A 25,931-nucleotide genomic window follows, 5' to 3' on the forward strand; every position below is an offset into this window, starting at 1 on the left:
GGTTGGCCGACCGGTCGGCCGGTCGGCGGTCGGCGGTCGGCAGTCGGCAGTCGGCAGTCGGCGGTCGGCCGGTCTCATGGCCTTCCGGTCTCATGGCCTTCCGGTCTCATGGCCGTCCGGTCTTCCGGCCGTCGCCCGGAGCCGGCCGTGCCCCGGGACGGCCATGCCCCGGGGTCAGCTGATCAGTTCGGCCTCGACCCGGCACTTCCTGACCTTGGAGACCTTGCGCGGGTTGTCCATGCGCACGGACACGGTCTTGGTCTCGCCGCCCTCGGCCGTCACGTCGGCCTCACCGCTGTCGATGGTGCGGCCGCCCGCGTCGAGGAAGTCCACGTCCACCTCGTACCGGTGCGAACCGGTGGCGTTCGCCGTCAGCCTGACGGTGGAGGCGGTGACGGCCTTGCGCTTCCCCCTGCCGGGCGAGGCGCAGCGGAACACGTACGCGCTGGGCGCGTCGGACGCGGACGGCTCGGGCGCCGTGCCGCCGGAGGAGGAGGACGATGAGCCGGAGTCGTAGTCGTCGCGGCCGTAATCGCTGTGGTGGTAGTCGTTGTTGCTCTTCTTCGAGCTGGAGCAGCCGCCCCCGCCACTGCTGCTGCTCGATCCCTTGCTCCGGCTCTTGCCCTTGCTCGCGTGGCTCCGGCCGGCGGTCGAGAACCCGGTGAGCGCGAGCACCACCACGAGCAGTACCGCCGAAAGCTTGATGTGCTGCCGCATCATCGATGCAGCCCCCCTTGTGTCGTCTGTCCGTACGCCACAGGTGCCGTACGGATCACCGCGTCGTCCGTCCCGGGGCGCGGGCGTCCGTGCCCCGGGCGTCGGGCGTTCCGGGCGCGGCACGCCCCGGATTGTCGTGCGTCCCCGCGTGTCCTGGGTTGTTGCTTGTCGAACAACTGCGTCACGGTAGCGCACGGTGGCGAGGCCCGGGGCGTGGGCGTAGCGTCGGGCGCGTGAGTGGTGCCGATCCCTATCGCGGGCCGACGGCACCGGGCGGGTGACGGCGGACCGTCGCACCGGCCCCTCGGACCGGTCTTCCGCACCGGTTCCTCATTCCGGTCCGTGCGCAGGCAGGAGGCCGACGATGATCCGCAACGTCCTCGGTTCGGTCCTCGCCCTCGTCGGAGCGGCGGCCGCCGTGCTGAGCCCCTTCCGTCACTGGTACGACGGCCGTCTCGGACGTGAGTACGGGATCGGGGACCCGTTCACCGGCATCACGTCCGGCCATCCGGGCGTGTGGGGCTCGATCCTGTTGTTCTTCCTGTTCACCGCCCTGCTGACGGTGGTCGGGGTACTGGTGCGCTCGCGGTCGCTGGTGGCGGTGGCGGGGCTGGCGGTGCTCGGGTTCACGGTGCTGTGGATGGTGCGCCAGGGGCAGGCGGCGGACGGCCTGGCGGTCACGAGCGGCGGTTCCGGGCTGCGGTGGGGTGTGGCGGGCGCGGCGGTGGGCGGGGTGCTGACCCTGCTGGGCGCGTTCCTGATGTCGGGGCGGCGCGGCGGCGGGCGGCGCGCCCGCAGGTGGCCCGGCGGCAGGCGGACGCCCGACGAGGAGTACGCGGACGAGGGGCGCCCCGCGCACGGCGCACACGGCGCGCACGACGATCCGGCCCGTTCGTACCGCACGCCCGGCGCGGAGCATCCGGACACCTGGCCGCCGACGCAGGAGCCGGGGCCGTCCGTCCAGACGAGCACACTGCCGGAGCCCGAACGGGACCCGTACACGGGCCCGGAGCCCCGCACCGGCCCGCCGCCGGCCCCCGGTCCGTCCCCGGAGAGCCCGGGTCCGGGGGATCAGGACACGGCCCACCTTCCCCCGGTGACGGACGAGGAGCCCGGCGCCCACCGGCCCCCGCGGGACTGAGACCTCGCGGGACCGAGACCCTGCGGGACCGGGACCTCGCGGGACCGAGACCCTGCGGGACCGGGACCTCGCGGGACCGAGACCCTGCGGGACCGGGACCTCGCGGGACTGAGACCTCGCGGGACCGAGACCCTGCGGGACCGGGACCTCGCGGAACTGAGACCCTGCGGCCCCTGCGGGTCTGAGAACCCACCGCCCTCGCGGGACCGAAGCCCCTGCGGCCCGGCGAGCCCGAAACCCCGCGCCCCCGTCGGCGGCCCGCCGGAGGCCCCGCGCCCCGGGCCGTCGGCAGGCGCTACGCGGGCGCTACGCCCGGGCGCGGTTGCCCGTGCCCGTGCCCTTCAGCGCGTCCAGCGCGTAGACGCAGCGGTCCTTGCTGCACGCGTACACGACGCCGCCGCGCGCCACCGGGGAACCCGTGATCTCGCCGCCGGTCGCCAGCTTCCAGCGGAGCTGGCCGCCCGCCGCGTCCAGGGTGTACAGGACGTGGTCGGCGGAGCCGAAGTGCACCCGGCCGTCCGCGACGACGGGCGCGCCGACCACCTCGCCGCCCGCCGCGAACCGCCACTTCGGGGTGCCGGTGACCGCGTCGAGGGTGTACAGCGCGCTGCCACTGCCGACGTGGACGTTCCCGCCCGTCACCAGGGCCGGTTCGATCGACTGGCGGGCCTCCGTGGCGATCCGCCAGCGGTCCTTGCCGGTGGCGGCGTCGAGCGCGTACACCGTGCCGAGGTAGTCCGCGAGATACACGCCGCCGCCGGTGACGGCCGGCCCGGGCGCGAACGCGGGCGGGGAGAGGAACACCGCGGGCGACTCGAAGTGCCAGCGGACGTGGCCGGAGACCAGTTCGACGGCGAGGACCCGGGCCCCGGCGCCGATGTACACGAAGCCGTCCGACGCCGGCGTCACCCGGACCGGCACACCGCCGCAGGAGGCCGCGTCGCCGATCGGGTACGACCAGCGCTCCATGCCGGTGCGGGCGTCCACGGCGCGCAGCCGGGCGTCCTGCCAGAGGAAGACCGTGCCGTCGTGGAGGGCGGGCCCGGCGTCCTGCGTCTCGAAGTCGCTCTGCACCCCGACGGCCTCCCACAGCTTCTCGCCCGTGGACGCCTCCCACGCCTGGACGCCGCCGCCCCGGGTGCCGGTGACGACGGTGCCGCGCTCGGCCCTCAGCGAGTACACCCAGGCGTCGGTCTGCAGCCGCCACTGCTCGGCGCCCGTCGCGGCGTCCAGGGCATACAGCGAAGGACCGTCGGAGGCGTGGATCCGGCCGCCGTCGACGGCCATCGACCAGGCCACGTCCCGGGTCTTGAACTGGCGCCGGCCGTTGCCGATGTCCAGGGCGTGGACCTCGAACGACGTCACGTAGAGGAGGTCGCCGACGACGACGGGGGTGCCCCAGACGTCGTTGGACATCCGGAACCGCCAGGGCCGCCAGCGGTCCGGGGCCGGGGCGTCGGGGGCGTGTGTCGGCGCGGGCAGCGGGGCGGGCGGGGCGCCGTTCACCCCGGGCGCGCCGTTCACGCCGGTGGCGGCGACCCCGGCGGGCGGGCGCACCCAGCCGGTCGCGGGGCCGGCGTCCGGGGCGGCGGTGGCGGCGGCCCGGACGTCCTGGGCGCGGGGGCCGGGGCCGATCGGCACCTGGGCGCCGGGCAGCCGGACCGGGCCGCCGTCGGGCGGCGACGCCGGGGGCGCGGGGTGCGGGTCGGTGTCGCCGTGCCACGCCGGGTGCGGGTCGGCGGCCGGCGGCTGCGGGGGCGGCGGAGGCAGCGGGGCCGGGGCGGGCGGAGGAGCCGGCTCGGGGGCGGGAGGGGCCGCCTTGCGGCCGCCGCGGCGCTGCTCGATGAGCGCGGTGGCGGCGGACGGCAGCCAGGCCGAGGCCGTACCGCTGTCGTCGCCGCCGGAGGCGAAGAGGTGCGGGGCGAGCTGCGCCTGGAGATCGGCGGGGGTGGGCCGCAGCGCCGCGTCCATCTGCATGCAGGACTCGATCAGCGGGCGCAGCTCGTCCGGCAGGCCCTCCAGGTCGGGGCCCTCGCGCAGCAGCATGAACACGGTCTCCACGGGGTTGCCGCCGTGGAACGGCGCGTGGCCGGTGGCGGCGAAGACCAGGGTCGAGCCGAGCGAGAACACGTCGCTGGCGCCGGTGACGCTGCGCGAGTCCCTGGCCTGCTCGGGAGACATGTACGCGGGGGTGCCGACGGCGACGTTCGTCATGGTCAGCCGGGTGTTGGAGACCCCGGACGCGATCCCGAAGTCGATCACGCGGGGACCGTCCTCGACGACGAGCACGTTCGACGGCTTCATGTCGCGGTGCACGAGCCCCGCGCCGTGGATCGACTGGAGCGCCTCGGCGATTCCGGCGGCCAGCCAGCGCACCGCCTGCGCCGGCATGGGCCCGCACTCGTTGACGATCTCTTCCAGGGAGGGGGCGGGCACATAGGCGGTGGCGAGCCAGGGCACGGCGGCCCGCGGGTCGGCGTCCACGACGGCGGCCGTGTAGAAGCCGCTGACCGCCCGGGCGGCCTCCACCTCACGCGTGAAGCGGACCCGGAAGAGCTGGTCCTCGGCGAGCTCCGTGCGCACCGTCTTGATCGCCACCCGCCGGCCCGACGCCGAGCGTGCGAGATAGACCAGCCCCATGCCGCCGGCCCCGAGCCGTCCCAGCACCTCGAACGGGCCGATCCGCCTCGGGTCGTGCTGCGTCAGCTGCTCCACCACTTGCACTGCCACCTCCCCGTACGGACCTCCGGCAACGGAAGCCCGCGAAAACCCGCCTCGTGCGGCGTCTCACCACTGGGCACCACCCGGCGGTGCGCACCCCGATTGTTCCTGGCTGAGCCTCCGGTTGCGAACCCGGGGGCGGACCGGGGTGTCACAGGTCACTCCGGCCGCTTCCCGGACACAGGGGGCTGAAGTACGGCGAACACGGCGCCCTGGTCGTCCTGGAGCACCGCCATCCGCCCGTGCGGGATGTCGAAGGGCGGCGCGGTGATGCGGCCGCCGAGGCGCACCGCGTGCCCGGCGGTGGTGTTGCAGTCCTCGACGGCGAAGTAGGTGAGGAAGTAGCTGGGCATCTCGGCGGGGAAGGCGTCGGTGATGACGCCGCGCCCGGCGATCGCGGTGTCGGGTCCGGGCTCGGCTCCCGCCGGGGACCAGACGCGGAAGTCGGGGTGGGTCCCGGCGGCGCCCGGCGCGGCCTCGCCGTGCGCCTCGTGGCCGGACAGGTCGCGGGCGGCGTCGTCGTGGTCGGCGCCGGCGGAGCCGAGGGCCGCGCCGGAGGCGTCGAGGTCGGTGCCCTGGAAGCCGAAGACGTCCTCGTAGAAGGCGTCGACGCGTTCCTTGTGCCGGGTGTGGACCTCGGTCCAGCAGAACGAGACGGGTTCGTTCCGCTTCTCGAAGCCCGCGCGCTCACCGGCCTGCCAGAGCCCGAAGACCGCGCCGCCGGGGTCGGCGGCCTGGGCGACCACCCCGGCCCGGCCGGCCGGCGTCGGAGCGGTGATCACCAGGCCGCCCGCCTCCCTGATCCGGGCGACGGTCGCGACGATGTCGTCGGTGGCGAAGTAGACGCCCCAGGCGGTGGGCATCCGGCCGTCCTTCTTGGCGACGAGCGCCGCGACCAGCCGCCCCTCGCTGTACGCGTCGGCGTACGGGCCCTCGCCGGGCCGGAAGGTCCAGCCGAACAGCTCGCCGTAGAAGCGCTTGCCCGCTTCGAGGTCGGGGAGCTGCACATCCACCCAGCACGGCGCGGATCGCGCGAATGCGGCCATGGGCCCGGGTCCTTCCGTGTTCACGGTTCACGCCGTCGCTCCCGAACGCCCCCCGACGCCCGCGACCGCTCCCGAGGCGTTCCCCCGGGGGGCGTTCCGGGCCGTCCGCGGGGGCTCACGGCCCACGTCGGTGACACTGGTCGCACCCAACGTAACCGCGCCCGGCGCACACCGCTCCCCGGGTGACCACAACGAGATCACCCTTCGAAGAAAGATTCGATATTTACCGGGTCACGGAAAGTTATCCACGGAAGTTATCCACAGGCTGTTGATAGGACTTATCCCCGCGCGGGGCCCGTCCCGTCGGTTTCCGGCCACTCACCCCGGGGCACCTGCGAAGCTCCCCATTTGCAGTCGGCCGAATCGCGCTGGGATCACCCCTCGGTAAGCTGACGGCATGACAGGACAAGTACGCACCGTCGACGGCCGCGTGGCCGGTCGACGCGGACAGGCGACGCGGCAGAAGCTGCTCGACTGCCTCAGCGAGATGCTCAGTTCCTCGCCGTACCGGGACGTCAAGGTCATCGACGTGGCCCGGAGGGCGGGGACTTCACCCGCGACCTTCTACCAGTACTTCCCCGACGTCGAGGGCGCCGTCCTCGAAATCGCCGAGGAAATGGCCAAGGAGGGTGCCGGGTTGACCGAATTGGTCGCCGGCCGCTCCTGGGTCGGCAAGGCCGGCCGGCAGACCGCCGAAGAGCTGGTCGAGGGCTTCCTCGACTTCTGGCGACATCATGACGCGATTCTGCGCGTGGTGGACCTCGGCGCCGCCGAGGGCGACAAGCGGTTCTACAAGATCCGCATGAAGATCCTCAATTCGGTGACGAACTCCCTCACGGACGCGGTGAAGGACCTCCAGGCCCGCGGCAAGGTCGACAAGGACGTGAGCGCGGCCGCGATGGCGGGCTCCCTGGTCGCCATGCTGGCCGCGGTCGCCTCACATCAGAAGGGCTTCACGACCTGGGGCGTGAAGCAGGCCGAACTCAAGCCGAACCTCGCACTGTTGGTGCACCTTGGCATCACCGGCAAGAAACCGGCGAGGTAGCCGGGCGCCGGGTTCCTCCTCACTTCCCCACTGGGCGCCGCCCGGCCGTTCCGGGCGCCCCCAGGTCCTGTCTCGCCGACGGCGGACCACCCAGGTGGTCCGCCGTCGGCGTACCCGGGTCCTTCCACCCGGGTACGTCCCCCGCTCACCGCATCAGCCCGTCGCGTCACCCGACTGTTCCAGCCGGAAGAGCCGGATTTCCCGTTCGACCCGTGCCTGGTACGAGGCGTACGGGGGCCAGAACCCCACCGCCGCCCGCCAGGCCGCCTCCCGCTCCGCGCCGCTGAGCAGCGTGGCGCGCACCGGGATGTCGCGCCCGTGCCAGTTGACGACGGCCCGGTCCGGCCCGGCCAGCAGGTTCGCGGTCCAGGCCGGGTGACCCGGTCGGCCGAAGTTGCTGCCGACCAGGAGCCAGCTGCGCGCCGCCCCCTCGCCCTCCGGGACGCAGGCCAGCGGGGTGGTCCTGGGCAGCCCGCTCCTCGCGCCCGGCACCGTCAGCACCAGCCCCGGCAGCATCCGGGCGCTGAGCAGCACCCGGCCGCGCGTCAGCCGGTGCACCGCCCGGTCCGCGGCCGGGACGACATGCGGGGCGATCCTCGCGAAGGCGCGAGTGGCGGAGACCTTCTGGACCAGCCGGACCCCGGCCGCCATCAGACGGTCACCCGCCCGGCCGTGCCCGGGGCGGACGCCGGGGCGGGCGTGGCGTCGACCCCCGGGGCGGCCCGGCCGGGAGCCGACGGCACGGCCGCGCCCGGATCGGCCGTGCCCGGGGCGGTCCGGCCTGCGTCCGGCCGCGCGCCGGCCGGTCCGGCGAACAGTCCGGCCTGCTCGGCCGCGCGGTCGCGGAGCCGGTGGACGGGCCCGAAGAGCAGTTCGTCGCCCGCGGCCCGCTTGAGGTACAGATGCGCCTCGTGCTCCCAGGTGAAGCCGATGCCGCCGTGCAGCTGGACGGTCTCGGCCGCGGTGGTCCGCAGCGTCTCCAGGGCCTGGGCGAGGGCGAGCCCCCCGGCGGAGGCCGGGTCCCAGGCCGCGTAGCAGGCGGCGGAGCGGGCCGCCCGCACCCCTACGTACAGGTCCGCCAGGCGGTGCTTGACGGCCTGGAAGGAGCCGATCGGCCGGCCGAACTGCTCCCGCGTCCCGACGTACGCGACGGTCCGCTCCAGCGCGCTCGCCGCCGCCCCCACCGCCTCCGCGGCGAGCAGGGCGGCGACCGGGGGCCCGGCCGCGGCGAGCGCGCCGGTCACGTCCGCGGTGTCGTCCGTGCCCAGGAGCTCGGCCCCGGCGTCCCGCAGCTCGACGCGGGCGAGCGGCCGGGTCTCGTCCAGCGAGGTGCGGCGGGCCCGGACCACCCCCGCCGTGTCCGGGCGGACCAGGAAGAGCAGCGTGCGGCTGCGCGGGAAGCCGCCGGCGTGGGCGGCGACCAGGAGAATCCCCGCGCTGTGCCCGTCCGGCACCCGCGTGGCCTCCCCGTACAGCCGCCATCCCGTGCCGTCGGCGGCCGGCCGGGCCTGCACGCCGCCCGCCCGGCCGCCCCCCGCCCAGGCGCCGCCGGCCGGGTCACCGATGAGACCCAGCGCGAGGGGCAGCGAGGCGCCCGGGACGGCCAGGGTCGCGGTCAGCTCCCCGGCGGCGAGGCGCGGCAGCAGGGCGGCGCGCTGGTCCGCGGTGCCGAGCGCGGCGATCAGCGGCGCGGCCAGGGCGGCGGTGGCGATCAGCGGCGACGGGAGCAGGGCCCGGCCGGTCTCCTCGCAGGCGACGGCCAGTTCGACGAGGCCGCAGCCGACACCCCCGTACTCCTCCGGGAGCGCGAGCCCGGGCAGCCCGAGGTCCCGGGAGAGCCGGCGCCACAGCGGGGCGTCGTAGCCGTCGGCGGTGCGCACGGCGCTCCGGACGGCGTCCGGTCCGGCGTGCTCGGTGAGCAGTTCGCGCAGGGTGCGGCGGATCGCGTCCTGTTCCGCGGTGAAGGCGGCGTCCATCGTCGGGCTCCTTCCCCTCGGGGGTCCCGGCCCCCGATCTGACGGGCCGTCATGTTAGGTGCGATCCCCCGAGATGCCCAGAGCCGCGCGCCCCGGGGCCGGGGCGGTCGCGCCCGGAGCCATCCGCCCCCCACCCCACCCGGCCCGCCCGGCCTGCCCGCCCGCGTGCGATCCGGGCCGCGGCGGCCCGCGCGGCGAACCACGCGACGGGTTCCGCACAGGTCCGCCGGACAGAAATCTGATGTACCGTCAGATTCATGGCTGCTTCCCCGCGCAAGGTCGCCGTCGTCGGCATATCGCTCGCGGACTGCGGACGCGTCGACGACGCCACGCCGTACGCCCTGCACGCCCAGGCCGCCCGTCGGGCGCTGGCCGACTCGGGCCTGGACCGGTCCGTGATCGACGGTTTCGCCTCCGCCGGGCTCGGCACGCTCGCCCCCGTGGAGGTCGCCGAGTACCTGGGGCTGAAACCCACCTGGGTGGATTCCACCGCGGTCGGCGGCTCGACCTGGGAGGTGCTGGCGGCCCATGCGGCGGACGCCATCGCCGCGGGTCACGCCCGTGCCGTGCTGCTGGTGTACGGGTCGACGGCCCGGGCGGACATCAAGGCCGGGCGGCGGACGTCCAACCTCTCCTTCGGGGCGCGCGGCCCCCTCCAGTTCGAGGCGCCGTACGGGCACTCGCTGATCGCGAAGTACGCGATGGCCGCCCGCCGCCACATGCACGCGTACGGGACGACCCTGGAGCAGCTCGCCGAGGTGGCGGTCCGGGCACGGGCGAACGCGGCGGCCAACCCGGACGCGATGTTCCGCGACCCGATCACCGTGGACGACGTGCTGTCGGGGCCGATGATCGCGGACCCGTTCACCAAGCTGCACTGCTGCATCCGCAGCGACGGCGGCTGCGCGGTGCTGCTGGCCGCCGAGGACCTGGTGGCGGACACGGCGAAGGACCCGGTGTGGATCCTCGGCACGGGCGAGCACGTCTCGCACTCCGCCATGTCCGAGTGGGACGACTTCACGGTCTCCCCGGCGGCGGTCTCGGGCCGGCTGGCGTTCGAGCGGGCCGGGGTGCGCCCGTCGGACGTGGACCTCGCGGAGATCTACGACGCGTTCACGTACATGACGCTGGTGACGCTGGAGGACCTGGGATTCTGCGCGAAGGGCGAGGGCGGCGCGTTCGTGGAGAAGGGCCGGACCGGTCTGACGGGCGAGCTGCCGGTCAACACGGACGGCGGCGGGCTCTCCGCCTGCCACCCCGGGATGCGCGGGCTGTTCCTGCTGGTGGAGGCGGTACGGCAGCTGCGCGGCGAGGCGGGCGCGCGCCAGGTCCGCAGAAGCGGCGGCGGGCTGCCGGAACTGGCGGTGGCGTCGGGGACCGGTGGCTGGTTCTGCTCATCGGGGACGGTGGTGCTGGGGCGGGGCTGAGCCCGGTGGCGGGGGCGGAGACCGGCGGGCCATGCGCTGCAATGGGGGCATGAGTGACGTACAGAAGTCCGACGCGCGGCGGCGCTTCCTGGATCTGCTCCACACCCAGCGGGTCTGGGACATCGACCTCCCGGCCTTCGAGCCGGGCGACGCACCCGACACGCCGCTTCCGCTCTTCCACGCGTGGTTCGCCGAGGCCGTGGCCGCCGGGCAGACCGAGCCGCACACGATGTCGCTGGCCACCGTCGACGCGGAGGGCCGGCCCGACGTGCGCACGCTGATGCTGCACGACGCGGACGAACGCGGCTGGCACTTCGCCACGCACCGCACCAGCGCGAAGGGCCGTCAGCTGGCCGCCCACCCGGATGCCGCGCTCGGTTTCTACTGGCCCGCCCAGGGGAGGCAGGTCCGGGTACGGGGGCCGGTCGCGGCCTGCTCCCCCGCCGAGAGCCGGGCCGATCTGCACGCCCGCTCGACCGGGGCGCTGGCGTCGGCGCTGGTCGGGCGGCAGAGCGAGGTGCTCGGCTCGGCCGAGGAACTGCACCGCGCCTCGGACCTCGCCTGGCGGCGCGCCGAGGCGGAGCCGGACGCGGAGGCCGCGAGCTGGACGCGGTACGTGGTCGAGCCCCGGGAGGTCGAGTTCTTCCAGGGCGACGCCCGGCGGCGGCACATACGGCTGCGTTATGTCAGGCGGGCGGACGCCCGGGGCTGGGACCGAGAACTCCTCTGGCCCTGAGACCGGGGGCTCCTCCGGGCCTGGCCCGGGGCTTCCCGGCCCCGGGGCCCGGGGCCTCTCCGATCCCGGCCCGGGGCTCCCCCGGCCGGCCGCCGCACCACGCCGTCCGTCCGGCCGGCCGCGATCCACGCATGCGGTCGCGGTCGGCCGGACGGTGCGGCCGATGAGCCGCCTCGACCGGTCGGACGGCTCGTCCGAGGCGATTCGACCGGTGAGGCGATTCGACCGGTGAGGCGGTTCAGCGGTCAGGCGGTTCGACCGGTGAGGCGGTGCAGCGATGAGGCGGTGCAGCGGTGCTGCTGTCGCAGCGATGAGGCGGTCGTTTCATCCGGCGGTGACGATGATCGCCTGCACCGGGCAGGCGCGGGCCGCCTCCTTCACCGTGGGTCCGTCGGCGGCGTTCTCGTAGTCGGGCAGCAGTTCGCTGAACCCTTCGTCGTCCTGGGTGAACACCTTCGGTGCGGTGAGCGCGCACTGTCCCGCGCCGATGCACCGGTTCCTGTCGATGTCGATATCGATCCGCATGTCGGCAAGCCTTTCTGATCCGGCCATGATCCGGCCCCTTCAGCCGCTCCGGATGATCCGGCCGGCACAACTCTTCCGACGGACCCGGAAGATTCGGCGGATCGATCCCGGCGATTCTTCGGGTCCGTTTTCGATCACCTTCCGATCACCACGTCACGGGCAGTTCGTACAGTCCCTGAATGGTGTCGCCCGGTTTGAACGGGATTTCCTCGGCGGGCACGGCCATCCGCAGTTCCGGAAGACGCCGGAACAGCGCCGGCAACGCGATCTCCATTTCGGCCCGCGCCAGATTCTGGCCCAGGCACTGGTGGATGCCGAACCCGAAGGCGAGGTGATTGCGCGCGTTCCGGCCCAGGTCCAGCCGGTCCGGTGCGGGGTAGACCTTCTCGTCGCGGTTGATCACCGAGGTGGACAGGATGACGCCGTCGCCCGCCCGGATGGTCACACCGCCGACCTCGATGTCCGCCACGGCCATCCGCGAGATCCCGTCCGCGATGGAGAGGAAACGCAGCAGTTCCTCGACCGCGGTCGGCATCAGCTCGTCCGACTCCCGCATCCGGGCCAGCTGCTCGGGGTGCTGGAGCAGGGTGAACGTGCCGAGCGAGATCATGTTGGCGGTCGTCTCGTGACCGGCCACGAGCAGGATCTGGGCCAGCCGCACCAGCTGGTCGCGGTCCAGCCCGCCGGTCTCCAGCTGCTTCACGATGAGCTCGTCGAGCAGCCCCTCGCCCGGGGCGGACCGCTTCCGCTCGATCAGCACACGGAAGTACTCGTCGAGGGCATCCCGCGCGGCCTCGACGTCGGCGGCCGCGGGCCCGCGCAGCAGCTTGCGCGACTGCGCCTCGAAGAACTCGTGGTCGGAGTACGGCACGCCCAGCAGCGAGCAGATGACCATGGAGGGAACGGGCAGCGCGAAGGAGTTGACCAGGTCGGCCGGCGGTCCCTGCTCGACCATCCGGTCGAGCAGCCGGTCGACGATCTCCTGGATCTGGGGCCGGAGGGCCGCCGTCCGCTTGAGCGTGAAGCTGGGGATGAGCATCCGGCGCTGGACGTTGTGCTCCGGGTCGTCGACGCCGAGCAGCTCCACGCGCCGCAGCTTGGACGTCGCGATCCGTTCGGCGAAGATCGGGAACGAGGGGTGCTCCCGGTCCGACGACAGCCTCGGGTCCGCCAGCAGTGAACGGGCCTCGGCGTGTCCGGTCACCAGCCACACCGTGCGTCCGTCGAAGAGCCGGACGGACGACACCGGCCCTTCCTCGCGTCGCGCGCTGCGGTATTCCGTTGGCGGGTGATAGGGGCAGGTACGGTTCTGCGGAAATGAAGGGGTCTCGGCAACTGCCATGGCGGACCTCGCAGGGGTGAGGGAGTCCTACCGATCTCTGCCCACTAGATGCCTCAGGCATCTAAAGGGTCCAGGTGATGTTCGGCCAAATATCCTCCGGTGGCCCCTCGGGACCTCCCCCGGTCCATTTTCCCTCCCCCGTCTGCTTTCCCTCGTCGGCCACTTTCCCCCCGCCGGACCGAACGCGCACGTCGAACTCCGCCCGCCGGGTGCTCCATAGTCCCTCCCCCGGGCCCCGCATTCCGGCTGCGCCGTCCCGCTTTCCGGGTGAAAGGGGCAAGATGGAAGGCGACAGCGTGACTGGAGGCGACGATGAGCCGAACCCGTTCCCGTTACGCCCCGGACAGCGGACTGACCACCCGCATGGTCAGCACGATGTTCCTGATCGGACTGCTGTACGTGGTCCTGGTCGGGGTGCTGCTCGCGGTGCTGCGCGGCGCCTGGCCGATCATCCTGATCATCGTCGGCGGCATGTTCATCGCCCAGTTCTGGTTCAGCGACCGCATCGCGGCGTTCAGCATGGGAGCCCGCGAGGTGACCCCGGAGGAGGCGCCCGAGCTGCACGGCGCGATCGACCGGATATGCGCCCTTGCGGACATGCCGAAGCCACGCGTGGCCATCGCCCGCAGCGATGTGCCGAACGCCTTCGCGACCGGCCGCAGCGAGAAGACCGCCCTGGTCTGCGCCACCACGGGGCTGCTGCGCAGACTGGAGCCGCCGGAACTGGAGGGGGTGCTCGCGCACGAGATGTCGCACGTCGCCCACCGCGACGTGGCCGTCATGACGATCGCCTCGTTCCTCGGCGTGCTGGCCGGCGTCATCACCCGCGTCGCCCTGTGGGGCGGGCTCTCCCGCAGCAGCCGCAGCAACGACCCGGTCGGCATCGTGGTCATGCTGATCCCGCTGATCAGCGCGGTCGTGTACGTGCTGAGCTTTCTGCTCACCCGGCTGCTCTCGCGCTACCGCGAGCTCTCCGCCGACCGGGCGGCCGCGCTGCTGACCGGGCGGCCCTCGGCGCTGGCCTCCGCCCTCACCAAGGTGAGCGGCCAGATGGCCCGCATCCCGACGGAGGACCTGCGCAAGGCGGAGCCGTACAACGCGTTCTACTTCGTCCCCGCGTTCTCCTCCAAGGAGAGCCTGAGCCGGCTGCTCTCCTCGCACCCGACCCTCGAACAGCGCCTGGACCAGCTGGCCCGCATCTCCACCGAGCTCTCCCGTCCGTGAGAAGCCCGGCAGCGCGGGGCAACGGAAGCGCACGACCTACCGGTAAGGAGCGTTCATGGGCCTTCTCGACGCCATCCTGGGCCGCAGCAAACCGGTCCGCCCCGACCTCGACCAGCTCTTCGCCGTGCCGTCGGCGGCCCTCACCCTCCAGGCGGGCGCCGGGTTCACGCCCACCGGACTCGGCTCGGTCTGCTTCGCGGGCGTCGAGGGCGGCTCCTTCGCCCGCGTGCGGCAGGACGTGCGCGAACTGCTCGACGCCGACACCGACCGCGGCGGCGTCCCCGTGGAGTTCAGCCAGGACGCCTACGGCTACACCTGGCTGCTCGCCCGGCAGTCCCCGGACGACGTGGCCTCCCTGGTCAACGACCTGCACGCGGTCAACACCCTGCTCCAGGAAGGCGGCTTCGGCCCGCAGCTGCTCTGCTCGCTGATCGGATTCCGGGACGGCCACGACCGCCCGCTGGCCCTGGTCTATCTGTACAAACGCGGCACGTTCTACCCGTTCGCACCCGCGCCCGACGGCGCCGAGAAACGCGACAACCAGCTGGAATTGCAGGTCAGGGCCCTCCTGGGAAACGACCTCCGGGTGGAGAAGGACCTGGCCCGGTGGTTCCCGGTGTGGGGAGCGCCGGGTCTGTGAACGTACGCGCCCGAGGGACGGCGAGGCCGCGGGCGTGCGCGCCGGAGCAGTGAGGCTGAGGGCGTGCGCGCCGGGGCGGTGAAGCCGCAGACGTACGCGCCGGGGGCGGCGAGGCCTCAGGCGTGCGCGCCGGGGGCGGGCGGGCCGTGAAAGCCGCCGCCCGCGGTCCCCGGGGCCGTGCGGGGGCCGTGAGCGGCGATCGGCACCGGGTCCGCCGGTGCCGCCCCCGCACCGCGCCTGCCCGCCGCGACCGAGAGCACACCCGCCGCGGCCGGGAGCACACCGACCGCGGTCGGGAGCACACCCGCCCGAAGAACACACCCGCCCCGGGGAGTCAGGCACGGGCCCGCGCGGCCCCCGGCCGGAAGACCGGGACCGCCTCCTGGCCCTCCTCCCGCCGGAAGGCCACCCGGAGCGGCATGCCGATCGCCAGGTCCGGCTCCGCGCAGTCCACGATCTGGGTCATCATCCGCGGCCCCTCGGCCAGATCGACGACGGCGGCCGTGTACGGAACCCGGGCCCCGAAGGGCGGCAGGTCGTTGCGGTGAACCACCGACCAGGTGTACAGCGTCGCCTCCCCGCTCGCCGGTTCCCAGACGACGTCCTCGCTCCAGCAGTACGGGCAGAACTCGCGCGGGTAGTGATGGGCGCGCCCACAGGCGCCGCAGCGGCGCAGCAGCAGCCGTCCGCGCGCGGCGGCGTCCCAGTAGGGGCGGCTGAAGGCGTCGGGTTCGGGCAGGTCGAAGCGGACGGCGGCGCCGGAGGAGGTCGTCACAGGAAGAGTCCGATCGCGTGGTCGAGGGACCAGGTCTGCCAGGACATCGCGAGCAACGCCACGAGCGAGATCAGCGCCATCATCGCGTTCTGCCCCTGCTCGGCCCAGTCGTGGATCATCAGCACCAGGTAGAGAAGGTTGAGGAGCAGCCCGCCGACCAGGGCGACCGGGGTCAGGAACCCGGCGACCAGGCCCAGCCCCAGGGCGAGTTCGGCGTACACGACGATGTACGCCATGGCCTTGGGGCGCGGGGCCACGATCCGCCGGAAGCCGGTGCGCACGGCCGCCCAGCGGTGCTTCTCCGCCACGTCGGCGGCCCAGGCGATGCCCGTACCGCGTTCGAACCAGCCCTTCTTGTCCTTGTGCCGCCAGCTCTCCAGCCACCACAGGCCCAGGCCCACCCGGAGAACGGCGAGCCACTCGGCCCCGCCGAGCCAGATCGTCTGCATGAGGCCTCCCGGTCAAGGAATCTGACGATACGTCAGTTCACCTGATGGCGACCGTCCGCACAAGAGGCGTGCGCCGTGATCGATTCGCAATCGATTCCGGTCTTGACCGAGACCCAACAAGCAGGGGCGTGATTACGCTCCGGACCATGCCCGACAGAGCGCCTGCCGCCGGTGGTTCCGTCCCGGCCCTCACCGACCTCACCGAGAACCGTCCCGTGTACGTGATCGGCGGCGGCCCGGGCGGTCTGGCCGCCGCCGCGGCCCTGCGGGAGCGCGGGGTGCGGGCGGTGGTGCTGGAGAAGTCGGACGGGGTGGGGGCGTCCTGGCGCCGCCACTACGACCGGCTGCGCCTGCACACCGTCCGCCGCTGGTCCGCGCTGCCGGGGCTGGCGATGCCGCGCCGGTTCGGACGCTGGGTGGCCAGGGCCGATGTGGTGCGCTACCTGGAGAAGTACGCCGAACACCACGAGTTGGAGGTGGTGACGGGCGTCGAGGTGTCCCGGGTCGACCCGGCCCCGGACGGCACCGGCTGGCAGCTGACCGCGAGCGGCGGCCGGATGCTGACCGGCCGGGCGGTCGTGGTGGCCACCGGCTTCAACCACACCCCGCACATCCCCGACTGGCCCGGGCGCTCCGGCTTCACCGGCGGCTTCGCGCACGCCTCCGGCTACCGCGACGCCGCCCCGTACACGGGCCGGGACGTCCTGGTCGTCGGCGTCGGCAACACGGGGGCGGAGATCGCCGTCGACCTGGCCGAGGGCGGGGCGTCACGGGTGCGGATCGCGGTGCGCACCGTGCCGCACATCGTGCGCCGCTCGACGGCGGGCTGGCCCTCGCAGGCGACCGCCGTGCTGGTGCGCCGGCTGCCGGTGTGGCTGGTGAACCCGGCCGCGAAGCTCATGTGCCGGCTGGCCGTGCCCGACCTCTCCGCGCACGGGCTGCCACGGCCGGACACCGGCCTGTACTCGCGGGTCCGGGAGGGTGCGATCCCGGTGCAGGACGTGGGGCTGATCCACGCGGTGAAGGGCGGCCGGGTGGCGCCGGTGGCGGCCGTCGAGTCGTTCGACGGGGACGCGGTGGTGCTGGCGGGCGGCGAACGGATCACCCCGGAGGCGGTGATCGCGGCGACCGGCTACCGCAGGGCCCTGGAGGGGCTGGTCGGCCACCTCGGCGTACTGGACGCCCGGGGCCGCCCGGTGGTGCGCGGGGGCCGCACGCCGAAGCGGGCCCCCGGGCTGTACTTCATCGGCTTCACCAATCCGATCAGCGGCATGCTGCGCGAAATCGCCCTGGACGCACCGAAGATCGCCAGGAAGATCGCCCGGAGGACGGCCCGCTCCCGCTGATCGCCGCGCCCCCACCGCCGCACGCCCCTCGCCGTACACCCACCGGGCCCGTGGCGGTACGCGCGCGGGGCGCGGCCGGTGCGACGACCGGCCGCGCCCCGCGCGGTGAACTCCCGTACCGTTCGGCGTGGTGTGCGTCAGACCCCGGAGGCGGGGTTCACCACGAACTGAGCGGTGTTGTTGTCCGGGTTCGGGTCGAACGGGAACGGCGCGCTGCCGAAGCTCGGCCGCAGCACGATCTGCCCGGTGGCGTCGGGGACGACCTGATCGATGCGCAGCTTGAACGCAAGGGTGTGCGCCGTGTCCGGCAGCGTCCAGTACGGCAGCTTGCACACGTAACGCGGAGCGCCGGCACTGCTCGGCCAGGAGTCGACGCCGTCCAGGGAGCGCGCTATGCACTCCTCGGGCGCGGAGGTGACGGTGACGCCCTCGGGGACGGTGAAGTCGACCTTGGCGACGGGGTCGCCGGAGCCGAGGTTGCCGAGCCAGGCCGGGCCGTTGTTGCGGAAGCCGAGTTCGGCGGTGACGGTCTCGCCCGCGGCGCCCGCGACACGGACGCCCCGCACCTCGAAGTCGGCGGTGTTGACCGCGTCGAGGTAGGCGATGGTGTAGTTGTCCTCGTCCGCGAGGTCGGCGGCGCCGTTGCCGGGGTCGACGCTCATGTCGAGGCGCTCGGCGTACGCGTGGGGAGCGAGGGTCACCCGCATCGGCTCGGGCAGGGCGAAGGAGTCGCCCGGTTCGAGGACCTGGTCGAAGGCGCAGGTGGCCTCGGTCATCGGGGCGTAGCCGCCGTCGCCGAGCGTCCGGTACGTGCACTCGGGGTACCGGGTGACGAGGTCGAGACCGTACGAGGCGACCATCCGGACGGTGAAGCCCTCGGAGGGGGCGTCGCCCTTGTTGGTGAGCGTGAACGGCACGGTGTGCGTGCTGCCCGGCTGGGCGTCCTTCACCGGGGCGACGTTCTCCAGGGAGAGGTCCGGCCCGCCGGCGACGGTGAGCGTGGAGTCGAACGAGTCGCGCGGGGCCTCCAGGGAGCCGGCGGGCCCGCCCGTGGCGACGGCGGCGTAGGTGATCCGCCCGTGCGCCCCGGCGGCCGCGCCGTCGGCGGCCCGCACCGTGAGACGCACCTGCCGGCTGTAGTCGTCATTGATGATCGGCACATCGGGGACGCTGCACACGGCCGTCGTCCCGCTCGGCGCGCAGTTGTCCGGCCAGGTCACCTCGGCCACCCCGGCGATGCCGGAGACGTCGACCGTGAGCAGGCCGCCCGTGACGGTGAAGTTGCCGTTGTCGTGGTAGAGCCCGATGGCCAGCGTGCGGCTCTGCGGCTCGCCGTCGGGGCCGCCGCCGAGCGGCAGGTTCTGTCCTCCGGGCGCGTCGATCCACAGCTGGTCGGTCTGGTCCACCGGTTCGTCGGCGGACGCGGGCATCGCGAGTCCGACGGACAGCAGTCCGGCGGCTGCGGCGGCGCAGGCCGTGAGCCGCAGGGTGCGCCGGGCGAAGGCGGGTCTCATTCTCTCCCCCAAAGATGGGCCATGAATGGCGAACTCGGCCGGGGAACCGGCCCTTTCAGTTGGACACCCAAGATCACCCGGAGGTTGTACGGCACCTCGGACGCCGCCCCGCTCCCGGCCCGGCCCCCTCCGCACCCCTCCCTCGACCGTCTCCCGCCCCCTCGCCACGCATCCGCCCCTCCCCCGGCTCCGCTCCCGCGCGCCGCCCGCAGGCATTGCCTGCACACCCATTCCTGACACGGCGTCAGTTCAGTAACCTGACACTGTGTCAGCTATTGGGCTGGCCGGAAACAGGCAGCCGACGGACTTCGAGCAGGAGCGGGCGGAACGATGCTTGGATCGACTCACGGCACCCTCACCACCGACCTCCGCGCCAGGGTGGTGGCCTGCGGCGAGGAACCGCGCGCCGCCGTCCACAGCATGGCGACCGCCGCCGCGGAAGGCGACCTCGACGTCAGCGGCCGGCCGCTGCACGCGCCCGTGCCCGACCTGGACCGGTTCTTCCGGCCCGAGTCCGTGGCCGTCGTCGGCGCCTCCGACACCGAGGGACGCCCCAATACGGGGATCACCCGGCAACTGATCGCCTGGGCCGAACGGGTCGGCGCCCGGCTCCATCCCGTGCACCCCACCCGCGAGACCGTGTTCGGGCGGCCCTGCTTCCCGTCCGTCGCGGACCTGCCGGAACAGGTCGACCTGGCCGTGCTGCTGGTCGGCGACCCGCTCCCGGTGATCGAGGAACTCGCCCAGGCGAAGGTGAAGTTCGCCGTCGCCTTCGCCTCCGGGTTCGCCGAGACCGGCGAGGCGGGCGCCGCAGCGCAGGCACGGCTGGCCGCGGCGGTGGAACGGTCCGGGCTGCGACTGCTCGGGCCGAACACCAACCTCAACGCCTTCGAGAAGTTCCGGGACGACCTGGACGGACCCGCGATCGCCCTGATCACCCAGTCCGGCCACCAGGGACGCCCCGTCCACACCCTTCAGGAACTGGGGGTGCGGCTCTCGCACTGGGCGCCCACGGGCAACGAGGCGGACCTGGAGACCGCCGACTTCATCTCGTACTTCTCACAGCGCCCGGAGGTCGGGGCCATCGCCTGCTATGTGGAGGGGCTCAAGGACGGGCGCTCCTTTCTGCTCGCCGCGGACCGGGCCGCGCGGGAGGGGGTGCCGGTGGTGACCGTCAAGGTGGGACGTACGGAGACGGGGGCCAGGACGGCCGCGTCGCACACCGGCAAGCTGACCGGCGCCGACCGGGTGGTGGACGCGGCGATGCGGCAGTTCGGCGTGATCCGGGTCGACGGGCTCGACGAGCTCCAGGACACCTCCGCCCTGCTGGCCCGGGCCCGCAAACCGCTGGCCGACGGCGTCGTCGTGTATTCGATCTCCGGTGGCACGGGGGCGCACTTCTCGGACCTGGCGACCGAGGCGGGGCTGAGGCTCCCCACCCTGTCCGAGGAGAAGCAGCGCGAACTGCACCAGTGGATACCCGGCTATCTCAACGTCGCGAACCCGGTCGACAACGGCGGGCACCCGGTCGGGGACTGGCGGGGCCGGAAGATCATCGACGCGATCCTCGCCGACCCGGACGTCGGGGTGCTGATCTGCCCGATCACCGGTCCCTTCCCGCCGATGAGCGACAAGCTCGCGCAGGACCTGGTGGACGCGGCGGAGGCCACGGACAAGCTGGTCTGCGTGGTGTGGGGCTCGCCCGTCGGCACCGAGGACGCCTACCGCACGACCCTGCTCGGCTCGTCCCGCGTCGCCACCTTCCGCACCTTCCGCAACTGCATCACCGCCGTGAAGGCGTATCTGGACCACCACCGGTTCACCGACCGCTACCGCTCCCCCTTCGACGAGGCCCCGCGCACGCCGTCGCCCTCGTTCCGCAAGGCGCGGGGGCTGCTGCGCGCGGGCGACCAGCTGAGCGAGCACGCGGCGAAGCAGCTGCTGCGGGCCTACGGGATCCGGGTGCCGCGCGAGCAGCTGGTGACCAGCGCGGCGGCGGCCGTCCGGGCGGCGGGGCTGGTCGGCTACCCGGTCGTCATGAAGGCGTCCGGCGCCCGGCTCGCCCACAAGACGGAACTGGGGCTGGTCAAGGTCGGCCTCACCTCCGCCAGCCAGGTGCGCGACACATACCGGGAACTGACCGACATCGCGCGGTACGAGGGCGTCGAGCTGGACGGGATCCTGGTCTGCCAGATGGTCGAGCGGGGGGTCGAGATGATGGTCGGTGTGACCCAGGACGCGCTGTTCGGCCCGACGGTGACGGTCGGACTCGGCGGCGTGCTCGTCGAGGTGCTGCACGACTCGGCCGTACGCGTGCCGCCGTTCGGCGAGGACCAGGCCCGGTCGATGCTCGGCGAACTGCGCGGCCGGGCCCTGCTGGAAGGGGTGCGCGGCGGGCCGCCGGCGGACGTGGACGCGCTCGTCGAGGTCGTGCTGCGGGTGCAGCGGATGGCCCTGGAACTGGGCGACGACCTGGCCGAGCTGGACATCAACCCGCTGATGGTGCTGGGACGCGGACAGGGCGCGGTGGCACTGGACGCGCTGGCCGTCTGCCGCTGACCACCGGCCGCCTGCCGCCGCCCCGGCCCGAGCCCGTCCGGCACGCCGGAGCCGTCCGGTACGCCGAGGCCCGACGTCATGCCGGAGCCGGTGGGCCCACCGGGCCCGTCGCACCCACCGGGCCCGTCCGGCAGGCCGAAGCCGTCCGTCCGGCCGGGCACCGCCCCGGAAGCGCCCCGTCCGCCTCCCGCGCCCCCACCACCCGCCAAGGAGCTTCCTCATGCCGTCCTCCCCCGAAGACACCGCCGAGCACACCGAACGTGATCGGCACACCGAACACGCCGGACGAACCGATCCGCCCCCGTCGGCCGACCCGCTCGACTCATTGGTACTCCACACCACTGACAACGGCGTCTCCTGGATCACGCTCAACCGCCCCGAGGCCATGAACGCCGTCACCTGGGACCAGCGGGAACGCGTCATCGCGCTGCTCGCCACCGCCTCCGCCGACCCGGCGGTCCGGGCGGTCGTCCTCACCGCCACCGGCCGCGGCTTCTGCGCGGGCGCCGACCTGCGCGGCGCTCCGGCGACGGGCCCCTCCGCCCCGGGCTCCCGCACGCCCGGCGACCGGGTGCCGGGCGATGTGGCCCGTACGATCCGGCTCGGCGCGCAGCGTCTGATCGCCGCGGTCCTGGACTGCGAGAAGCCGGTGATCGCGGCGGTCAACGGCACGGCGGCGGGCATCGGCGCCCATCTCGCGTTCGCCTGCGACCTGGTGCTGGCCGCCGAGTCCGCGAAGTTCATCGAGGTGTTCGTCCGCCGCGGGCTCGTCCCGGACGGCGGCGGCGCGTATCTGCTGCCGCGCCTGATCGGCCCGCAGCGGGCGAAGGAGCTGCTGTTCCTCGGGGACTCCCTCCGGGCGGCGGACGCGGAACGTCTGGGCCTGGTCAACCGGGTCGTACCGGACGGGGAGCTGGCGGCGACCGCCCGCGCCTGGGCCGAACGGCTGGCCGACGGCCCGACCCGGTCCCTCGCCCTCACCAAGCAGCTGGTGAACGCCTCGCTGGAGTCCGACCGGGCGACGGCCTTCGCGGCGGAGGCGGCGGCCCAGGAGATCAACATGACCACGCACGACGCCAACGAGGGCGTGGCCGCCTTCGTGGAACGCCGGGAGCCGAAGTTCCAGGGACGGTGAGACCCGGGGGCCGACCTCCCCCGGACGCCGGCCCCGGTCTCCTACTTCTCGGCGAAGACGTCCTCGACGGAGGAGGCGTTCGCCGCCCGCAGCAGCCAGCGGCTCAGGGTGTCGACATCGGCACAGCCCATGATCCGTTCCCGGGCCTCACCCGGTACAGTCACGCCACCCTGCCCCAACAGGAGCAGCACACTCCTGGCGATACCTTCCGCACGCCCCTCGGCACGGCCCGTGGCACGCCCTTCCGCACGGCCCTCCGCGCGTCCTTCCGCACGTCCCTGAACTCGGCCTTCGGCGCGGCCCTCGTCCCGGATCTCCTCCGAGAGGGCCGACTTGTAGAACGAAAGATCCACGGCCACCAGGTTCCTCCACTGTTGTGCGGCCGGGCGCTTGCCCAGGCCCTGAGCGATGAGTTCGACAATCGGGTCAGCGATGGGTTCCGGCACGTCCCGCAGAGCGGTCGACAGCGTCTTCAGCATGGTACCGATGTCCGGATCGCCTGCATGTGTGATCGCCGCCAGGGTGGCCAGCGCCAGGTCCTTCCGGGCCTCGGCCACGTCCTTGATCACCGGCATGTTGTGCGGGCCCGCGACGAGGGGCCGCAGGGTGAGTACGGGTGCCTGCGGGTGCCCGACGGAGTACGGCTGAGCGGCCCATTCGGCGGTGGCCCGGTCCTGGCAGACGACCAGCAGCATGGGCGGCAGCCGGTACTTCGCCTGCAAGTAGGACAGGTAGTACATCCAGCTCACCGGCTTCTCCGGGTCCTTCTTCCCCTGCGCCTCGATCGCCAGGAGGTACGACTGCTCGTCGCCCTCCATGTCGATCCGCAGCAGGGTGTCCACCCGGCGTTCGAGTGGCCGGTTCTCGGTGAGGTCCGTGGGCATGATGGTGGCCGAGGCCGGAGAGCCGATGGAGATGCCCAGCACCTCGGAGACACGGGAGAAGAGCCCGGGATACTCCTGAAAGATGCGGTGCATCGCCTCGTGGGACGAGCTGACCATACGGATTCCTTGGAGTTGCTCGAAAGAGGTCGGAGGCATGGCCGGGCAGAGGCACACGAGCCACCGACGGATGTGCTGACTACGGGTCGGGCGCGGAAGGACGGGGAGCGCGGTCGGCGGACCGGCCGGAAGCGGGACGCGGACGGGTCCGGGCCGCGCGTTCCCGGACGAAGGCGTCACGCGCTCCGGGGAACGCCGTGCCTCCGGAGCCGTTCGCCGTGCGAGCATATGCCCGACAACCGGGCTTATTTCCAGCTCAGTTGGACGACCTCATCCATGTGAGTGACTGGGCGTCGCGAGGGCGACCGAACGGATGTTCATTCACGCATCCCTCCGTGACCGGAGGCCCGCCCCCAGGAGAGCCCGGTCGTCAGAGCCGGCCCTGTGCTCGGCGCGAGGTCGAGTTCGGCCCAGACGGTCTTGCAGGGGGCCGGCCCGGTGCTGATCCCCCAACGGTCGGCCATCGCCTCGACGATCAACAGCCCGCGCCCGGACTCGCGGTCGGCGTCCGGTACGTGCGTGCGCCCCGGCTCGGGCGGCAGGCACTCGCCGCGCGCGTCGGTCACCTCGATGCGCAGCACCGCTCCGTCGCCGTAGACGCCGAGCCCGAGCCGGAAGTCTCTCCCCCGCACCCGGCCATGGGTCAGGGCATTGACTGCCAGTTCGGCCACGATATGGGCGGCCGCTTCCACCCGTGAGGCGACTCCCCACTCGCCCAGCTGCGTCGTGGCGAGCAGCCGGGCCAGGCGGGCGCCTCGACGCGTGGGCGAGAGCATCACGGTGAACGCACAGACGGCACCGTTGTGTTGAGGGAGGGTGATTTCTCGTTTCACGCCCCTCAGCCTCGCCGTAGCGATCTACGCTGACCAGTGATCAGGCGAATGCGTACGGTAACTGTCCGTCGCTTGTCCGGGGATGCCGGAGCTGTCCGGAGCGGGCTCAGGAGCGGACACGGCCGTCGCGCCGACGACATGACGGCAGGTGGAGGTGGTACGGGATGCGGGTGGATGCGGCCGGTACGGGGAGGACCGGAACCGACGCGGACGAGCCGGGCTGGGAGGTCGACCCCGATGACGAGTCCGGCGCGGCGGTCGTCGCCACGGTGGGGCGTCAGTTGAAGCTGCGCCGGGAAGCCGCGGGGATGCGGGCGGCGGAGTTCGGCCTTGCGATCGGGTACGGCGAGGACCAGGTCTACAAGGTCGAGTCGGGCAAGCGGATTCCGCGCCCGGAGTACCTGGACAAGGCCGACAGGACCCTGAAGGCGGGCGGGCTGATCTCCGCCATGAAGGCGGACGTGGCGGAGGTCCGGTACCCGAAGAAGATTCGGGATCTGGCTCGGATGGAGGCGCGTGCGGTGGAGTTGCTGTCGTATGGCAGCCACAGCCTGCACGGTCTGCTCCAGACCGAGGAGTGCGCCCGGGCACTTCTGATGACGAGGCGCCCCGCCTATTCTCAGGATGAGTTGGAACGTCTGGTCGCCGCGCGGATGGCCAGGCGTTCCATCTTCGACCGCTCTCCCGCACCCGAGCTGAGCTTTGTCCAGGAAGAGTCGACGCTCAGGCGTCCCACCGGGGGCAGGATGGTTCAGCGCGGGCAGTTGGAACGCCTCTTGGAGGTGGGGCAGTTGCGCAACGTGGAGATCCAGGTGATGCCGATCGCCCGTTGGAATCACCCTGGGACGGGTGGGCGAATCCAAGTGCTGAAGTTCGGGGACGGCACTGCGGTTGGGCGTACCGACGACGAGTTCGGGGGACGCCCTGTCTTCACCCCGAAACAGCTACGAATCCTCGAACTGCGCTATGGCATCATCCGATCAGAGGCTCTCAGCGCACGGGAGTCGCTGACTTTCATCAAGCGAATGCTGGAGGAAACATGATCCGGAATGCCTCTGCCGGGAACGGCTCCGAGCTGGCGTGGTTCAAGAGCAGCTACAGCGACACCAGCAACGGCCACGACTGCGTCGAGGTCGCCGCCACCCCTCGCACCGTCCACGTCCGCGACTCCAAGAACGTCCCGGGCCCGCTGTTCACCGTCGCCCCCGACGCCTGGAGCGACTTCGTGACGTACGCCGCCGGTCTCTGACCCGCGCGGTACCCGCGCCTCGCCCTCGTTCCGGGGGCGAGGCGGATCACCGAGCCGACCTGTACAACCGAGTGCTGGAGGAAACGTGATCCGGAACGCACCTGCCGGGGACAGCCCCGAACCGATCTGGTTCAAGAGCAGCCACAGCGACAGCAGCAACCCCAACGACTGCATAGAAGTCGCCACCGCACCCCACACCGTCCATGTCCGCGACTCCAAGAACACCGACGGCCCTCGCCTCTCCCTCTCCCCCACCGCCTGGGCGGACTTCGTGGCGTACGCCGCTGGCGGCTGACCGACAGCCGATCAGCGCGGGGTCAGCGTGTACCAGGCCGGTGAATCCGGGTCGGCGGTGCCGGCCACGGCGGTGCCCACCGCGGCCGGGACCAGCGCGGCCGCCGGGACCCAACGGGTGGCCTCGCGCCTCCCGCGATATGCGTCGACACGCAGCCTCCCCTCCCCATGCGACCCGTACCGCCCGTACGGGTCGCACCTGCCTTGAGGGTTCCTCCAGACGAAGTGAGGCACGC

The 25,931-nt window shown here is 73.0% G+C and carries 24 protein-coding genes; 12 read left to right on the forward strand and 12 right to left on the reverse strand.

The window, feature by feature from the left end:
* Nucleotides 1-174 precede the first annotated feature (174 nt).
* Entirely contained in the window at nt 175-720 is a 546-nt protein-coding gene (locus WA762_RS06480; protein ID WP_335933679.1) for a hypothetical protein, read from the reverse strand.
* A gap of 361 nt (nt 721-1,081) precedes the next feature.
* Between WA762_RS06480 and WA762_RS06485 the strand changes: the two genes are divergently transcribed.
* Complete coding sequence (locus WA762_RS06485) at nt 1,082-1,858, forward strand: hypothetical protein (protein ID WP_335933681.1); 777 nt, start codon at nt 1,082-1,084, stop codon at nt 1,856-1,858.
* Between the two features lie 306 nt (nt 1,859-2,164).
* Here WA762_RS06485 and afsK read toward each other — a convergent pair whose 3' ends face one another.
* Nucleotides 2,165-4,576, reverse strand: coding sequence for a protein serine/threonine kinase AfsK (afsK, locus tag WA762_RS06490; protein ID WP_443080529.1), 2,412 nt, complete (start codon nt 4,574-4,576; stop codon nt 2,165-2,167).
* A 161-nt stretch (nt 4,577-4,737) separates the two neighbouring features.
* On the reverse strand, nt 4,738-5,625 hold the full coding sequence (locus tag WA762_RS06495; protein WP_335933682.1) for a VOC family protein: 888 nt from the start codon (nt 5,623-5,625) through the stop codon (nt 4,738-4,740).
* Nucleotides 5,626-6,022: 397 nt separating this feature from the next.
* On the opposite strand from WA762_RS06495, the gene WA762_RS06500 reads away from it, so the two are divergent.
* Nucleotides 6,023-6,670, forward strand: coding sequence for a TetR family transcriptional regulator (locus WA762_RS06500; protein WP_335933683.1), 648 nt, complete (start codon nt 6,023-6,025; stop codon nt 6,668-6,670).
* 153 nt (nt 6,671-6,823) lie between these two features.
* On the opposite strand, the gene WA762_RS06505 is transcribed toward WA762_RS06500, so the two are convergent.
* Both WA762_RS06505 and WA762_RS06510 read right to left on the reverse strand, forming a co-directional pair.
* Nucleotides 6,824-7,321 carry a nitroreductase family deazaflavin-dependent oxidoreductase gene (locus WA762_RS06505; RefSeq protein WP_335933684.1) on the reverse strand — a complete coding sequence of 166 codons (498 nt, stop codon included), beginning with the start codon at nt 7,319-7,321 and terminating at the stop codon, nt 6,824-6,826.
* The gene (locus WA762_RS06510; protein WP_335933685.1) at nt 7,321-8,646 is read right to left on the reverse strand and encodes an acyl-CoA dehydrogenase family protein; all 1,326 of its coding nucleotides are present in this window, start codon (nt 8,644-8,646) and stop codon (nt 7,321-7,323) included. Before WA762_RS06510 ends, WA762_RS06505 begins: the two co-directional genes overlap by 1 nt.
* A 257-nt stretch (nt 8,647-8,903) precedes the next feature.
* Here WA762_RS06510 and WA762_RS06515 point away from each other — a divergent pair, with 257 nt between their 5' ends.
* On the forward strand, nt 8,904-10,073 hold the full coding sequence (locus WA762_RS06515) for a thiolase C-terminal domain-containing protein (RefSeq protein ID WP_335933687.1): 1,170 nt from the start codon (nt 8,904-8,906) through the stop codon (nt 10,071-10,073).
* 31 nt (nt 10,074-10,104) lie between these two features.
* On the forward strand, nt 10,105-10,809 hold the full coding sequence (locus WA762_RS06520) for a pyridoxine/pyridoxamine 5'-phosphate oxidase (protein WP_443080530.1): 705 nt from the start codon (nt 10,105-10,107) through the stop codon (nt 10,807-10,809).
* 324 nt (nt 10,810-11,133) lie between these two features.
* Here WA762_RS06520 and WA762_RS06525 read toward each other — a convergent pair whose 3' ends face one another.
* Both WA762_RS06525 and WA762_RS06530 read right to left on the reverse strand, forming a co-directional pair.
* Nucleotides 11,134-11,361, reverse strand: coding sequence for a ferredoxin (locus WA762_RS06525; protein WP_443080531.1), 228 nt, complete (start codon nt 11,359-11,361; stop codon nt 11,134-11,136).
* A gap of 118 nt (nt 11,362-11,479) precedes the next feature.
* Complete coding sequence (locus WA762_RS06530; protein ID WP_335933689.1) at nt 11,480-12,676, reverse strand: cytochrome P450; 1,197 nt, start codon at nt 12,674-12,676, stop codon at nt 11,480-11,482.
* 312 nt (nt 12,677-12,988) lie between these two features.
* On the opposite strand from WA762_RS06530, the gene htpX reads away from it, so the two are divergent.
* Both htpX and pspAB read left to right on the forward strand, forming a co-directional pair.
* The gene (htpX, locus tag WA762_RS06535) at nt 12,989-13,900 is read left to right on the forward strand and encodes a zinc metalloprotease HtpX (protein ID WP_335933690.1); all 912 of its coding nucleotides are present in this window, start codon (nt 12,989-12,991) and stop codon (nt 13,898-13,900) included.
* Between the two features lie 55 nt (nt 13,901-13,955).
* Nucleotides 13,956-14,540 (forward strand): PspA-associated protein PspAB, encoded by a 585-nt coding sequence (gene pspAB / locus WA762_RS06540; protein WP_335933691.1) that lies wholly within the window; start codon nt 13,956-13,958, stop codon nt 14,538-14,540.
* Nucleotides 14,541-14,874: 334 nt separating this feature from the next.
* Here the strand turns inward: pspAB and WA762_RS06545 are convergent, their stop codons facing one another.
* Both WA762_RS06545 and WA762_RS06550 read right to left on the reverse strand, forming a co-directional pair.
* The gene (locus WA762_RS06545) at nt 14,875-15,315 is read right to left on the reverse strand and encodes a Zn-ribbon domain-containing OB-fold protein (protein WP_335933692.1); all 441 of its coding nucleotides are present in this window, start codon (nt 15,313-15,315) and stop codon (nt 14,875-14,877) included.
* A complete protein-coding gene (locus tag WA762_RS06550) occupies nt 15,312-15,764 on the reverse strand; it encodes a DoxX family protein (RefSeq protein WP_335933693.1) in 453 nt (150 codons plus the stop codon). The genes WA762_RS06545 and WA762_RS06550 overlap by 4 nt, the downstream gene beginning before the upstream one ends.
* Before the next feature lie 146 nt (nt 15,765-15,910).
* Here WA762_RS06550 and WA762_RS06555 point away from each other — a divergent pair, with 146 nt between their 5' ends.
* Nucleotides 15,911-17,110, forward strand: coding sequence for a flavin-containing monooxygenase (locus WA762_RS06555; RefSeq protein WP_335933694.1), 1,200 nt, complete (start codon nt 15,911-15,913; stop codon nt 17,108-17,110).
* Between the two features lie 137 nt (nt 17,111-17,247).
* Here the strand turns inward: WA762_RS06555 and WA762_RS06560 are convergent, their stop codons facing one another.
* Nucleotides 17,248-18,624: a COG1361 family protein gene (locus WA762_RS06560; RefSeq protein ID WP_335933695.1), complete on the reverse strand. Its 1,377-nt coding sequence runs from the start codon at nt 18,622-18,624 to the stop codon at nt 17,248-17,250.
* Between the two features lie 330 nt (nt 18,625-18,954).
* Between WA762_RS06560 and WA762_RS06565 the strand changes: the two genes are divergently transcribed.
* A complete protein-coding gene (locus WA762_RS06565; RefSeq protein ID WP_335933696.1) occupies nt 18,955-21,183 on the forward strand; it encodes an acetate--CoA ligase family protein in 2,229 nt (742 codons plus the stop codon).
* A gap of 220 nt (nt 21,184-21,403) precedes the next feature.
* Nucleotides 21,404-22,318 carry an enoyl-CoA hydratase/isomerase family protein gene (locus tag WA762_RS06570; protein WP_335933697.1) on the forward strand — a complete coding sequence of 305 codons (915 nt, stop codon included), beginning with the start codon at nt 21,404-21,406 and terminating at the stop codon, nt 22,316-22,318.
* Between the two features lie 41 nt (nt 22,319-22,359).
* Here the strand turns inward: WA762_RS06570 and WA762_RS06575 are convergent, their stop codons facing one another.
* Both WA762_RS06575 and WA762_RS06580 read right to left on the reverse strand, forming a co-directional pair.
* A complete protein-coding gene (locus tag WA762_RS06575; protein ID WP_335933698.1) occupies nt 22,360-23,319 on the reverse strand; it encodes an RpnC/YadD family protein in 960 nt (319 codons plus the stop codon).
* Between the two features lie 317 nt (nt 23,320-23,636).
* Entirely contained in the window at nt 23,637-24,152 is a 516-nt protein-coding gene (locus WA762_RS06580) for an ATP-binding protein (RefSeq protein ID WP_443080532.1), read from the reverse strand.
* Between the two features lie 164 nt (nt 24,153-24,316).
* Between WA762_RS06580 and WA762_RS06585 the strand changes: the two genes are divergently transcribed.
* From WA762_RS06585 to WA762_RS06595, 3 genes are all read left to right on the forward strand, one after another.
* On the forward strand, nt 24,317-25,195 hold the full coding sequence (locus WA762_RS06585) for a helix-turn-helix domain-containing protein (RefSeq protein ID WP_335933700.1): 879 nt from the start codon (nt 24,317-24,319) through the stop codon (nt 25,193-25,195).
* Entirely contained in the window at nt 25,192-25,401 is a 210-nt protein-coding gene (locus WA762_RS06590) for a DUF397 domain-containing protein (protein ID WP_335933701.1), read from the forward strand. The genes WA762_RS06585 and WA762_RS06590 overlap by 4 nt, the downstream gene beginning before the upstream one ends.
* A gap of 85 nt (nt 25,402-25,486) precedes the next feature.
* Nucleotides 25,487-25,696, forward strand: coding sequence for a DUF397 domain-containing protein (locus tag WA762_RS06595; RefSeq protein ID WP_335933702.1), 210 nt, complete (start codon nt 25,487-25,489; stop codon nt 25,694-25,696).
* Nucleotides 25,697-25,931: the final 235 nt, after the last annotated feature.

Origin of the sequence: Streptomyces tyrfis, assembly GCF_037034285.1 — a bacterium.
Lineage (GTDB): Bacteria > Actinomycetota > Actinomycetes > Streptomycetales > Streptomycetaceae > Streptomyces.